At 69.8% G+C, this 12632-nt stretch carries 9 protein-coding genes; 4 read left to right on the top strand and 5 right to left on the bottom strand.

All coding sequences use genetic code 11. The annotated features are described in order from the left end of the window. Nucleotides 1-39: 39 nt before the first annotated feature. Genes ABIC52_RS01735 through ABIC52_RS01725 form a run of 3 tightly spaced genes read right to left on the bottom strand, consistent with a single transcriptional unit; the run spans nt 40 to nt 3349 of the window. A complete protein-coding gene (locus ABIC52_RS01735) occupies nt 40-987 on the bottom strand; it encodes a carbohydrate ABC transporter permease (protein ID WP_354026454.1) in 948 nt (315 codons plus the stop codon). Next, nucleotides 984-1997, bottom strand: a complete 1014-nt coding sequence (locus tag ABIC52_RS01730) for a carbohydrate ABC transporter permease (RefSeq protein WP_354026453.1) — start codon at nt 1995-1997, stop codon at nt 984-986. Before ABIC52_RS01730 ends, ABIC52_RS01735 begins: the two co-directional genes overlap by 4 nt. Continuing rightward, nucleotides 1997-3349 carry an ABC transporter substrate-binding protein gene (locus ABIC52_RS01725; protein ID WP_354026452.1) on the bottom strand — a complete coding sequence of 451 codons (1353 nt, stop codon included), beginning with the start codon at nt 3347-3349 and terminating at the stop codon, nt 1997-1999. The genes ABIC52_RS01730 and ABIC52_RS01725 overlap by 1 nt, the downstream gene beginning before the upstream one ends. 143 nt (nt 3350-3492) lie before the next feature. On the opposite strand from ABIC52_RS01725, the gene ABIC52_RS01720 reads away from it, so the two are divergent. The 4 genes from ABIC52_RS01720 to ABIC52_RS01705 all read left to right on the top strand — a co-directional run bounded on the left by ABIC52_RS01720 (nt 3493) and on the right by ABIC52_RS01705 (nt 10558). Next, nucleotides 3493-4539, top strand: coding sequence for a LacI family DNA-binding transcriptional regulator (locus ABIC52_RS01720; RefSeq protein ID WP_354026451.1), 1047 nt, complete (start codon nt 3493-3495; stop codon nt 4537-4539). 92 nt (nt 4540-4631) lie between these two features. Continuing rightward, nucleotides 4632-6071 (top strand): glucuronate isomerase, encoded by a 1440-nt coding sequence (gene uxaC / locus ABIC52_RS01715; RefSeq protein ID WP_354026450.1) that lies wholly within the window; start codon nt 4632-4634, stop codon nt 6069-6071. Between the two features lie 203 nt (nt 6072-6274). Beyond that, the gene (locus ABIC52_RS01710; protein WP_354026449.1) at nt 6275-9619 is read left to right on the top strand and encodes an SdrD B-like domain-containing protein; all 3345 of its coding nucleotides are present in this window, start codon (nt 6275-6277) and stop codon (nt 9617-9619) included. A 291-nt stretch (nt 9620-9910) separates the two neighbouring features. Further along, on the top strand, nt 9911-10558 hold the full coding sequence (locus ABIC52_RS01705; protein WP_354026448.1) for a class I SAM-dependent methyltransferase: 648 nt from the start codon (nt 9911-9913) through the stop codon (nt 10556-10558). Between the two features lie 93 nt (nt 10559-10651). Here the strand turns inward: ABIC52_RS01705 and ABIC52_RS01700 are convergent, their stop codons facing one another. Next, nucleotides 10652-11494, bottom strand: a complete 843-nt coding sequence (locus ABIC52_RS01700; protein ID WP_354026447.1) for a hypothetical protein — start codon at nt 11492-11494, stop codon at nt 10652-10654. Continuing rightward, nucleotides 11491-12477 carry a DNA adenine methylase gene (locus tag ABIC52_RS01695; RefSeq protein ID WP_354026446.1) on the bottom strand — a complete coding sequence of 329 codons (987 nt, stop codon included), beginning with the start codon at nt 12475-12477 and terminating at the stop codon, nt 11491-11493. The genes ABIC52_RS01700 and ABIC52_RS01695 overlap by 4 nt, the downstream gene beginning before the upstream one ends. Nucleotides 12478-12632: the final 155 nt, after the last annotated feature.

Raw genomic sequence — 12632 nt, 5'->3', positions numbered from 1 at the left:
CTGGCACCGCGCCTCCCGTCCGTCGTGTGGTTGCTTGCGTCACTTGACGGAGCCGGCGGTCAGACCGCCGACCAGGTAGCGCTGGAAGACCAGGTAGAGCGCGACGACCGGCACGGCGCAGACGATCGACGCGGCCATCATCTGGCCGTAGATCGGGACGGCGCCGCCCTCCTGGGCGGTGCCGAGCACCTGCAGCACCACGGCGACCGTGCGGGTGTTCGGGGTCGTCATGATGGTGCTGAAGAGCACGTCGTTCCAGCCGAGCAGGAAGGCGAAGATCGCCGAGACCACGATGCCCGGCCACGAGAGCGGCAGCACGACGCTCCGCAGGATCCGCCCGCTCGAGGCACCGTCGATGCGGGCGGCCTCCTCGAGCTCCTTCGGCAGACCGCGCAGGTACGTGACCATCACCCACGTCGAGAACGGCAGGGCGAAGGTCAGGTAGGTGACGAACAGGCCCCAGCGGGTGCCGATCACCTGCACGCCGGTCGCGCTGGCGATGTTGGCGAAGACGACGAAGACGGGCAGGAGCAGCAGGGTGCCGGGGATCGACTGCAGCGCCAGCAGCCCGCGGAGGATCGTCAGGCGGCCGAGGAACCGGAACCGGACGAGCACGTAGGCGGTGGACACGGCGAGCGCGGCACTCGCGACGGCGACGGCCCCGGCGGTGAGCAGCGAGTTCACCAGGCCCTGGCCGAGCGCCACCGTGTCCCAGATCGCGACGTAGTTCGCCAGCGTGAACTCGGAGGGGAAGTACTCGCCGCGGGCGACCGCGACGTCCGAGTTCACCGACCCGAACAGGATGTACAGCACCGGTACGGCGATGAACGCGACGAGGAGCACGATCACGGTGACCAGCAGCCACCGGGGCAGCAGCCGGGTGACGTCGGTGTCGTACGGGCGCCTCGGGCGCTTCGCACCGCCGGCGGTGATGCTCTCGGTGAGCGTCGCGGTCGGGCGGGTCCGGGTCTGGCTGAAGGCGCTCATGCGCGGGCTCCCTCGATGTCGGCGGCGGCCGGGGCGGCGAGCACGGCGCGGTCGGCGCGGCGCTGCTTCCAGGTGGGGCCCGCGTCGTCGCCGGTGTCGAGCTTGACGGCCCGCAGGTAGACGAAGAGCGGGATCGCGACGATCACCAGCGAGCAGATCGCCATCGCCGCGGACAGGCCGAAGCGGAACGACTGGAAGCTCGCGATGTACGTCAGGACGGGCATCACCTCGACGCTCGAGGGGAGGGGGTTCCCGAAGAGCACGAACGGCAGCGTGAAGTTGTTGATGTTGTGCAGGATCGAGATGATGATCGCCAGGCTCAACGGGCCGCGCAGGTACGGGAAGACGATGTACCGGAGCTTCGCCCACCACGTCACGCCGTCGAGGGCGGCGGCCTCGTGCACCTCGTTGTCGACGGCCTGGAGTCCGGCGAGCGAGAGCAGGTAGACGAACGGCCAGCTCGTCCAGACCATGACGCCGGCGAGCGCCCAGTACGACGCGGAGCCGTTCAGCCAGAGGACGTCGGTGCCGAGCGCGGTGTTCACCACGCCCTGCGGCTGGAGCATCGTGCGGAAGAACGTCCCGACGACGAACGCCGGCAGCACGTAGGGCACGAGGTAGATCGACCGGACCAGACCGCGACCGGGGAAGCGGTTCTGGGTGGAGACCGCCGCGGCGACGCCGATCGGCACGGTGACCGCGGTGACGAGCACCGACAGGGACACCGAGATCCAGATCGAGTGCAGGAGCGGCGAGTCGGTGAACGCCTCGGCGAAGTTCGCGAACCCGACGAAGGGGGCGCTGAACCACTGGCGGAGCGTGTACTGGTCGAGGTCGAGCATCGCGATGTACACGCCGACGAGCAGCGGGACGACGATGACGGCGAGCATGAGGACGCCCCCGGGCAGGAGCATCCACAGCGGACGCTCGCGCTTGTACAGCGGGGTCTTCCCGTGCGGGCGGACCGCGCGCGGGGTCTCCTGGCGGGGCCGGGTCTGCGTGGTGGTCATCACAGCCCTCCGTTCTTCTGGCGGTCGAGCGTTGCCTGGGCGTCCCGCTGCGCCGCGGCGAGGCGCTTCCGGAGCTGGTCGTCGCTGACCTCGCCGCTCTTCAGCGACGGGATCGACTGCACGACGACGTCGACGAGCGAGAGCTGCACGTCCGACCACGCGCCGGTGAAGGCGGTGGGCTTCGACAGTTCGCCGGCGCGGACGATGGGTGCGAGGTCGGGGTTCTGCTCGGCGATGCGGTCCGCCGCGACGGTGTTCGTCGGCAGTTGTCCGAAGAGCTCGAAGTACCGTTCCTGCGCCTCGGGCGAGGACACCTGCCGGACGAAGTCGAACGACAGGTCCTGCTTCGAGCCGTAGTCGGCGACGACGAGGTTGTCGCCGGACAGGATGCTCGCCGCCTCGATGCCGTCGGCGGGACGCTCGGTCGCGCCCGGTGGCACGGTCGGCAGCAGGGCGTACTCGTACTTGCCGTCGACGGCGGAGCCCTTCAGCGAGTTGAGGGACGTCGTCGTGGTCATCGGGAAGAACGCGGCCTTGCCGTCGGCGAACTGCGCGAGGGCCTGCGGGTTGTTCCACCCGATCGCCGCGGGGTCGACCACGCCGTCCTTCGTCACCCAGTCGAAGTAGGTGCGGTAGGCCTGCTCGACCGCGGGAGCGTCGATCTCGGCCGTCCCGCCGTCGACGATCGTGTTGCCGGCGTTCTGCGCCATGCCCCACACGAACTTCCACGGGTCGAAGCCGTCCGCGTAGGCGATGGCCATGCCGTGGACGCCGTCCCCGGTGGTCTTCCTGGCGTCCTCGGTGAGCTCGTCCCAGGTGGTCGGCAGGTCCGTGATCCCGGCGCGAGCGAGGAGCTCGGTGTTCACGGCCATGACGAACGGCCGACTGGCGAAGGGGATGCCGATCTGCTTCGACGTGCTCGGACCGGAGATGCCGAGCGAGGCCGGCGCGAACTGGTCCTTGCCGCCGACGGCGTCCCACTGCTCCGGCCCCATCTCGACGAACGCGCCGGTGGCGTAGGCCGTGGGGGTGAACGTCGTGCCGATCGCGTACACGTCCGGACCCTGCCCGGAGATGACGCTGGTCTGGATCGCGGTGAGCTCCTCCTGCGGGGTCGAGTAGGTCTCCCACTGGATGTCGGCGCCCGTGGTGCGCTTGAACTCGGCGGCGGTCTCCCGCTGCCACTGCGCGCGCTCCTTCGGGTAGGTCGTGTCCGCACCCATCATCACGCGGAGGGTGTCCGGGTCGTCGCCGCTGCCGTCGACGACCGCGCAGCCCTGCAGCGAGAGGGCGGCGACGGCGACGACGGCGGCACCGACCAGGACGCGGGTCCTGCGTCTTCCTGTGCTCATGCGGGGGTGTCCTCCTCGACATCTCCCCCGGGCGACGGTGCCCGGGACGGCGGCTGCGCTGCCGACGTGCCACCACTGTCCCGTCCGTGGCAACAACCGGCAACCGGTTGCCACTTGTTGCCAACGCGGCCTAGCTTCGCCTCGTGAGCAGCGCAGACACGGACACCTCGCGGCGGGTGACCATCCGGGACATCGCCGATGCGACCGGGGTCGCCCCGTCCACTGTGTCCCGTGCGCTGTCGCTGCCCGACCGGGTGAACCGCGACACGCAGCAGCGGATCCAGCAGGCCGCCCGCGAGCTCGGCTACGTCGCCAACTCGCAGGCCCGGGCACTGACCTCGGGTCGGACCCGGGCGGTCGCCGTCCTGGTGTCGGACATCACGAACCCGTTCTACTTCGACGTCATCCGGGGCACGCAGCACCAGCTCTCCGCCGCCGGGTGGACGCAGCTGCTCGTCGACACCGAGGAGTCCGCCGAGGCCGAGGTCGCAGCGCTGAGCGCCGTCGCCGGCAAGGCCGACGGTGCCGTGCTCACCGCGTCCCGTCTGTCCGACGCGCAGATCGCCCGGTTCGCCGAGCGCACGCCGCTCGTCGTCGTGAACCGGCGCCCGGCCGGGGTGCCGTCGGTGCTCATCGACACCCCCGGCGGGGTCGAGCAGGCCGTGCAGCACCTCGTCTCCCTCGGCCACCGGGACGTGCTCTACGTCGCGGGTCCGGACAGCTCGTGGTCGAACGAGCGGCGGTGGCGGGCGCTCGTCCGCGTCGCGAAGCGCCTGGGGGTGCGGGTGGCGAGGATCGGTCCGCACGCGCCGTTCGTGGACTCGGGAGCAGCGGCCGCGGACGCCGCCGTGCACGCCGGGGCCACCGCGTGCATCGCGTTCAACGACCTCATCGCGATCGGGATGCTCACGCGCTTCCGCGAACGGGGTGTCCGGGTGCCGGAGGACGTGAGCGTCGTCGGCTGCGACGACATCTTCGGTGCCGACTTCTGCAACCCGCCGCTGACCACGATGACCTCGCCCATCGAACGCGCCGGCCGGGTGGCGATCCGGATGCTGCTCGGACGGCTCGACGCGCTGCCCGCCGACGAGCTGCCGGGCGAGCACGCGTCGGGGGCCGTCGCGCTGCCCACCCACCTGACCGTCCGCGAGTCCACGGGACCGGCTCCGGCGCGGCCCCGGCCCCGCTGACCGGCGCTCTGCGCTCGTCGCTCTGCGTCCCGCGCGCCCTCGTCCGCATCCGACCCCGCCCGTCCCGCCCGTCCCGCCCGAAGGAGCCGATGATGTCCTCCACCAGCACCACCACGCCGTTCGCACCCCACCCCGACCGGCTGTTCCCGGCGGACCCCGGCGCCCGCGCGGTCGCGCGGACCGTGTACGACGCGGTCCGCGACCTGCCGATCATCTCCCCGCACGGACACGTCGACGCGTCCCTCATCGCCGACGACCAGCCGTTCCCCGACCCTGCGACGCTGCTGGTCACGCCCGACCACTACGTCCTGCGCCTGCTGCACGCGAACGGCGTCGGGCTGCAGGACCTGGGACGCCCCGACCGGTCGGGCACGCACCCGCTCCCCGACGGTCGGGAGGTCTGGCGCCGGCTCGCCGAGCACTGGGACGACTTCGTCGGAACGCCGGTCCGCTACTGGTTCGAGACGGAGCTGCACGACGTCTTCGGCCTGACCGAGCAGCCGTCGGCCGGGAACGCCGACGAGCAGTACGACCGCATCGCTGCAGCGCTGGCCACGCCCGCACTCCGACCCCGAGCCCTGTTCGACGCCTTCGGCATCGAGGTGCTCGCGACCACCGACGGCCCCGCCGACGACCTCGCCGCGCACGCGCGGCTCGCCGCCGACCCGTCCTTCACGGGTCGGGTGCTCCCCACCTTCCGCGCGGACGCCGTGTTCGACCCGTCGCGCTCGGACTGGAGGCACGTGGTCGCGTCGATCGGTGAGGCGTCCGGCATCGACACGGGCACCCACGACGGGCTCCTGGCAGCGCTGCGGGACCGGCGCCGGTACTTCATCGAGCACGGTGCGACGGCGACCGACACCGGTGTGCTCGACGCGGGGTCCACGCCGCTGTCCGCGACGGAGCGTGCGCGCATCCACGCGGCAGCGATGCGGGGTCCGTCGGGCGTCACCCCGGACGAGGCCGTCGCCTACCGCCACGACATGCTCTTCCGGTGGGCCGAGATGAGCGTCGAGGACGGCCTCGTCATGCAACTGCACCCGGGCGTGCTCCGGAACCACCACACGCCGACCCTCGAGCGTTTCGGCCCGGACACCGGACACGACCTGCCGGCCGTCGGCGCGTTCACGGAGCCACTCCGTCCACTGCTCGAGGCCTTCGGGACCGCACCGGGCTTCCACCTCGTGCTCTTCACGGTGGACGAGACCGTCTTCTCGCGGGAGATCGGGCCGCTCGCCGGTTTCTACCCGGCCGTGTACGCGGGAGCCCCGTGGTGGTTCATCGACACCCCCGCCGCCATCGGGCGCTACCGGGCGGCGGTCACCGACTCGGCCGGGTTCACGAAGACCTCCGGGTTCATCGACGACACTCGCGCCTACTGCTCGATCCCGGCGCGGCACGACATGTCCCGGCGGGCGGACGCGGCGTACCTGGCGTCGCTCGTGGTGACGCACCAGCTCTCCGAGGAGGACGCGGTGCACACGGCACGCCGGATCGTGTCGGAGATCCCGCGGGCGACGTTCAAGCTCTGATCGGCAGGTCGTACATGTGACATGCAAAGAGTTCGGCACTGCGGCCCTCGTCGGCTCAGGGTAGGGCGTCCGTCCGTCCCGATCCCCGACCGAGGAGCGCCATGTCTCGTCGTCCGTCGTCCGAACGTCCTCCCTCGCCCGCTCGATGCGGCCGGCCCGTCAGTCCCCCGTCGTCCGGGCGCGCGATCGGCGCGCTGGGGACGGTGGCGCTGGCGGTCCCCGCCGTCCTGCTCGGGCCGAGCGGCGCTGCTGCTGCCGCACCCGCGCCCGAGGCGGTGGTCGGCCTTGCCGTGGAGGTTGCCGCCGACGGCCGCGGTCCGTTCACGCCCGAGGACGGCCCCGGAGCCGACCGAGGTCCCGCGAACGGTGTCGTTCGCACCCGTGACGCCGTGACCTACCGGGTCACCGTGAGCGCGGGCGACGGGACCGCACACCACGAGCGGTTCGTGCTCGACGCCCCGACGGGCACGAGCTGGGCAGGTGTACCGCTCGCATGCACCGGAGCCGGTTCCGTGGTGGAGGGCCAGCGGCTCACCTGCGACCTCGGCGACGTCCCCTCGGGGCACGCGGTCGCCGTGCCCGCCGTGCTCGACGTGTCCGGGGACCTGCAGGACGGCGACCGCATCGCCGTGACCGGTACCGCCTCGGCCGACGACGCCGAACCGACCGCACCGGTCACCTCGGCGACGACCGTCGTGTCCGCCGCGCCGCGGTACAACCTCAGCAAGGCCGCGGTCGGCTCGACCCTGCGCACCGGAGTGCCGGGGCCGGACGCCACCCCCGGCGTCCAGTTGCGCTACCCGATCACGGTCGACTGGCAGTCCCCCGTCCCCGGGCAGGGCCTCCTCGGGTTCGAACGGAGCACGGGCGACATGCACTTCACCGACGACCTGTCCCACCTGCTCGGCGACCGGCCGTCGGGCGCGGTGCTCTGGAACGGCGGTGGACCCGCCTGTGGTCGGAACGGTGAGGACGGTGTGCAGTTCGGCGGCCTGCCCGCTGGCCGCGGCGGTGGTGACCGCGCCGTGGTCGACTCGGGCACCATCACGTGCACGCAGGCAGAGCCGGGCGGCGACGTCGACGTCACGATCGACGGTGCCGTGACGGACGCAGCGCGCATGCCCAGGCGGAACATCGGCGGTGGCCCGATCAGCGGCGGCGCGAAGCCGTACGTCGTGAGCGGGTGGATCTCGCTGTGGGTGCCCACCCCGGAGGCGCCGACGTCCGTCGAGTCGGTGAACACCTTCACGCCGCTGCAGACGACGTCGGTCAGCGGGACGCCGAACTTCCCCGGCGGCTCGGAGCCGACGACCGACAACAGTGCGCGGCGGAACCTCGTCGAGCTCGGACCGGGCAGCGCGGCGAAGCGACTCTGGCGTCTCGACAGCGACGGGATCGGCGTGATCGCGGGATCGGCGAAGGACGGCGACCCCTGGGCCACCCCCGGCACCCGGCTCCGCAGTGACGTCACGATGTCGAACCCGGGGCTCGCCGCCTTCCGCAACGCGGCCCTCTGCGACACGTTCGACCGCCGGACGCAGCGTCTGACGGCCGTCGGCGGGCGGGCGCCCGCGTGGACGAGCGGCTTCGAGCACGCCCGGGTGCAGTACGCCGCCGACGACACGGCATCGCCGGCGGCGGGCCAGGTCCACACGTGCGACGACGGCGACGGTCCCTGGTACGACGATCCGGAGGACGTCCCCGGCGGAGCTGCGGCGGTCGGGGCGGTCCGTGTCGTCGGTGACCTGCCCGGCGGAACGTACGGTGGCCTGTTCTCCACCGTGACGACGCAGCGAGTCCCCGACGGCACCCGCGCCCGCGACTTCGGCCACGCCCGCTTCGGTGACCACCTCCCCGCCTGGGTGCACGACCAGCAGGACCCCGACCTCGCTGCGGGCGGGCTGGCCGACAGCGTCGTGCTCACCGAGGACCTGGTCCGCGTCGGCAAGGTGGTCGTCGACCCCGGGCACGACGCCGCGGACACCCCGGACCGGACGAGCTCGGTCGCACCGGGCAACACCGTCGACTACGCGCTCCGGCCGACCCTGACGAACGGCTTCGCCGACGGACGCCCTACCGACGTCACCGTCCGTGACGTCCTGCCCGCGCACACCTCGTACGTCGAGGACAGTGCGTCGAGGACCCCCGAGGTCGACACGGTGCCGGGTGCCGACGGCCAGGAGCACCAGCGTCTGACCTGGACGCTGCACGACGTGGAGCCGAACAGCCGCATCACCCCGATCACCTACACCGCACGGGTCGACCGCTCGGCCCCGGCCGGGCGGATCGCCAACACCGTGACGGTCGAGTCCCCGGCCGACCGGTCCGAGGAAGGCTGGCGCACCGCGCAGCGCGGGCTGGAGGTCGTCACCACCGGCGGCGTCGGGGTCGAGAAGCGCACACCGGCACCCGTCGTCGTGACCGGCGACCACCCGGAGTGGGACCTCGACGTCACGAACACCGACGACACCGCGATCCGCGGCCTCGACCTGATCGACGTGCTCCCGCACCGTGGAGACGCACGGGGCTCGGACTTCCACGGCAGCGTCGGCCTCGCGGCGCCGGTCACCTCCGACGCCGCCCAGGACGAGGTCGTGCGCTACACCGACGCCGATCCCACTAAGGTCGCCATGGACGGTGCCGACCCGAGCAACCAGCCCGGCGGGGCGACCCGCTGGTGCACCGAGGACGAGTTCGGCGCGAGCGGCTGCCCGGACGCACTCGCGCGGGTGACTGCCGTCCGGGTCGAGCGGCAGACCCCGGTCCCGGCCGCCGACACCGTCACGTACCGGCTCACCCTCGCGACGAGCGGCGAACAGGACGGTGACCGCTACGTCAACCGGTTCGGGCTCCGGACGTCCGACCTGGCGCTGCCGGTGCAGTCGAACCCGTCGACCGTCCGGGTCGTCGCCGGCGCGATCGGCGACCGGGTGTGGGACGACCGGAACGACGACGGTCTGCAGGACGACGGCGAGCCCGGCGTCCGGGGCGTGCCCGTCGCCCTGACCGGGACCGACGACCGCGGTGACGAGGTCGAGCGGCGCACGACCACCGACGACCACGGCGGGTACCGGTTCGACGGGCTGCGGCCGGGCGACTACCGCGTGCGCTTCACGGCGCCGGACGGGACGCACTTCACCGAGGAACACGTCGGCGACGACCCCGCGGTCGACTCGGACGCCGCTCCGGACGGCCAGACCGCACCGGTCACGGTCGACCGGGTCACGAGTACGACCGGCGCGCTCGAGGGCGTGCGCCGTGACACGACCGTCGATGCTGGCCTGGTTGCGGCGGATCCCGGTGGCGGGGGCGACGGCGACGGCGACGGAGTACCCGGGGCGGGCGGCGGTTCCGGTGCCGAGGCGGGCGACGACGCGTCGAGCGAAGGCGGTCACGATCGCGCCGGCGCTGTGCACGCCACCGCTGCCGGACGACTCGCGTTCACCGGGACGAGCATCGGTGCTGCGGTCGCGCTCGCGCTCGCGCTCCTCGTGCCGGGGTTGACCGTGCTCGCCGTCCGGCGTCGTTCTCGGTCGACGTCGGACTGATCCCCGGCTCCGTCCACCGCGTTCCGTACGGCGGGGTCGGGTTGCCTCCGGGCGACCCGACCCCGCGGTCCACACGAGCGGAGACCGCCGGCACCACGACCGCCGACACGAGGACCGTCGCCACGTGGACCGTCGCCACGTGGACCGGACCAGCGGCGCGCGCCTCGGACCCGACGGAGCGAGTGCCCGGGGGGGGCGGGCCGCGGCAGGGCGGACGCGGCAGTCGGAGGCGGCAGGTCGGTACGGGCAGGTCGATGTCGGCGAGTCGGTGGCCGTCGGTACCGTCGAGTCGTGGAACACACCGCGGAGAGCACTCCGGACGTCCCGAGCGCGACGGTGCCCGACGTCGACCGGGTCGTGGCTGCCTACGGCGACCGAGCGGACGAGTACGCCGAGATCCTCGGGTCGATGGACGCTGTCCACCCCGACGACCGGACACTCGTCGAGGCATGGGCGGACACGATGCACGGACTCCTGCTCGACGTCGGGTGCGGACCCGGACACTGGACCGCGCACCTCCACCGCCGTGGCCACGACGTCATCGGGGTAGAGCCCGTCCCGCGGTTCGTCGGGCTCGCGAGGGCGGCCTCACCCGAGGTCGACTTCCGGACCGGGACGATCGAGGTGACCGGCCTGTCCGACGGGGCTGTCGGCGGTGTGCTCGCCTGGTACTCGCTCGTGCACCACCGCCCGGACCGGGTGCCGATCGCGCTCGCTGAGGTCCACCGCATCCTGGCCCCCGGCGGCGGGCTGCTCGTCGGCTTCTTCGAGGGCCCGTCGCTCGAGCCGTTCGACCACGCGGTGACGACCGCCCACCGATGGCCCGTGGAGCGGATGGTCACTGCGCTCGAGGACGCGGGTCTCACGGTCGACTCCGTCCACCGGAGGACCGACGAGGGGGCACGTCCGCACGCGGCCGTCGTGGCGCACCGGTTGTGATCACGATGCGATCGACTCAGCCCGCCACCGCTAGCCCGAACCGAACGGGTTCGTTGTCCGCCGCCGATATCAGCATTGTCGCACGCCGAACACTCATAGCGAGGGCTCGAAGAGCCCTTTGAGTCGCGCAAATTCGCGTAAGTCTGTCCGAAACTCCTCGAGATCATTAAGCGTATAAAGGCCGTCGATCTGGCTGTCTTCCAAAAGGCGATGGATGCGGCGAAGATCGTTAATTCGACTCTTCCAGCCGATTCCGTCCACAACCGCCAGACACAGCTGGCGCGGTAGCCGAACTGCCGCCATCTCCTCGATCTCACGGACAGCATCGGTCAACTTTGAACCGGTTGAGTCAAAACCCTTCGCGGCCACGACGATCATCGGCTGGTCACGGGACGGTATAGCAAGGTCACACGGGGCAGTCCTGCCGCCGTTTCCGATAAAACGAGTCCTAGAAGTTGAATCTAATCCGAGGTCCATCGCTATCTGCTCGATCGCATCCTCGATGCTCCTCCCTGCAGCACCAGCCCGAATCGCGGAGACGCGCGACCCAGCCCTTGCCACAAGAAGCTCACCGAACGTATAGCTCCGGTTCAAGTGCTGATCTAAGGCTCCCAGCATCCCGTAAGCAGAGTCGAAGAACCGCGACAATCGACCTGGGTCGATCTTGGCTATTGACCGCCAACTACTCGTTCCGAATTCATGCTTCAGAGCATTTTTAAGCTTCTCCTGGGACAAACCCACCACAAGCGCGACCGTCGGTACGCCGTCCGGGTTGCGCTGCAGGAACGCAGCGAGCTCATCAACTGTCGTCGGATGAACTGTTTCGAGATCCTTTGCAACCTGCTGAATCTGCGATGAGGCTCGACTTGGAGCCAACGGGTCTACGTGTGGCGTAAGTGGCCTAAGCCTCTCAACGTATTCGTCAAAAGCAGTCATTCCAGGCTCCCAATGAAGATATATTCGCTTACTTGTCGACGAGCCGCCGTCGAATGAGTTCCAAAACTATACCTGTGGGGAATTTCTTTGACATCCACCCGCGGACGAGTCACCTTCATCAAGTCGACGATACGATCTCGATCAGGAACCGCATTCGAGGAGTATGACATCACCAGAGTAGGAACCGATGCGAATTGCGCGAAGGTCCGCTCTAAGGCGTTCTCAATCGTCCGCTTGTAGGCGAACTCGGTGAACTTCTTCGCAATCTTCTTAGTTTTCGTCTCTTCCATGATCACTTGCCCACGCCAGTAGACAGAGAGACCCTCCAGAAAGTGATAGCGTTTCATGTAATCCGCATCATCCTTCGGCGGAGCATAAGGGGGGTCAAGGTAAACGAGGTCGATCTCGCTCGAGGATAGAAGGGCGCTATCCTGAGTAAGGACCCGGTGCACTCGACCATTATCGAATATCGCCCCGTTGACTTCAGCGACTGCTTCTCGAAAAAGGTCTTCTATGGGCACGCGCAGATGGCGTCGTCCATCATCGTAGCGGTGCCCGACAAAGGTAAAGACACCCCTCGGTTGGCGGCGAGCTGCCGCAATAACCAGAGCGGCAATCGCAACATCCCGCGTCGCGCCCTGAAGGCGGTCGATGTGCGACCATGCCGCGTCCAGAAATTCTAAATCTCGACGTTCGAAGAAGATTCCTTCGAATGTTCGTGTTATGAAGTCCCTGTCGTCGGCGGCAGGCGAACAAATCAGCTCCGTGAGTTCGGCATCGAGCGTCGCCCTCGAGTTTTGGATCAGAGCTCTTGCGACAACTGACGGATACTCCATGAAGTCGTTGCTCACGACTGACCAACCGCGGCTCTTCAAAAGATAGGAAACTATACCCGAGCCACTGAAGGCATCGAGGGCACGGCCCGTTGGAATCGATGAGAACACGGAATCGAGTTCGTTGACCAATCGGAACTTAGACCCCATGTATCGAAGCCTAGGATAGCGGCTCACGTCCGCAGCTGACGTCGTGGGCATCGAGCTGTTCGACCCGACCCTCAAAAGCGGTCCCAGTTCCAGTTGATCATCCTGTCAAACCTAGCGGCGTGCGCTGACATCAGGCTCCACCGACGAGGGGGGGG

Origin of the sequence: Curtobacterium oceanosedimentum, from assembly GCF_040545555.1 — a bacterium.
Lineage (GTDB): Bacteria > Actinomycetota > Actinomycetes > Actinomycetales > Microbacteriaceae > Curtobacterium.
Note: the sequence above shows the minus strand (reverse complement) of the source record. Positions and strands in the feature narration are given on the sequence as shown.

What these genes read in the sequence shown, in the direction of transcription:
- ABIC52_RS01735 (WP_354026454.1), bottom strand. Translation starts at nt 987, where the DNA reads ATGAGCGCCTTCAGCCAGACCCGGACCCGCCCGACCGCGACGCTCACC.
- ABIC52_RS01730 (WP_354026453.1), bottom strand. Translation starts at nt 1,997, where the DNA reads ATGACCACCACGCAGACCCGGCCCCGCCAGGAGACCCCGCGCGCGGTC.
- ABIC52_RS01725 (WP_354026452.1), bottom strand. Translation starts at nt 3,349, where the DNA reads ATGAGCACAGGAAGACGCAGGACCCGCGTCCTGGTCGGTGCCGCCGTC.
- uxaC (WP_354026450.1), top strand. Translation starts at nt 4,632, where the DNA reads ATGTCCTCCACCAGCACCACCACGCCGTTCGCACCCCACCCCGACCGG.
- ABIC52_RS01700 (WP_354026447.1), bottom strand. Translation starts at nt 11,494, where the DNA reads ATGACTGCTTTTGACGAATACGTTGAGAGGCTTAGGCCACTTACGCCA.
- ABIC52_RS01695 (WP_354026446.1), bottom strand. Translation starts at nt 12,477, where the DNA reads ATGGGGTCTAAGTTCCGATTGGTCAACGAACTCGATTCCGTGTTCTCA.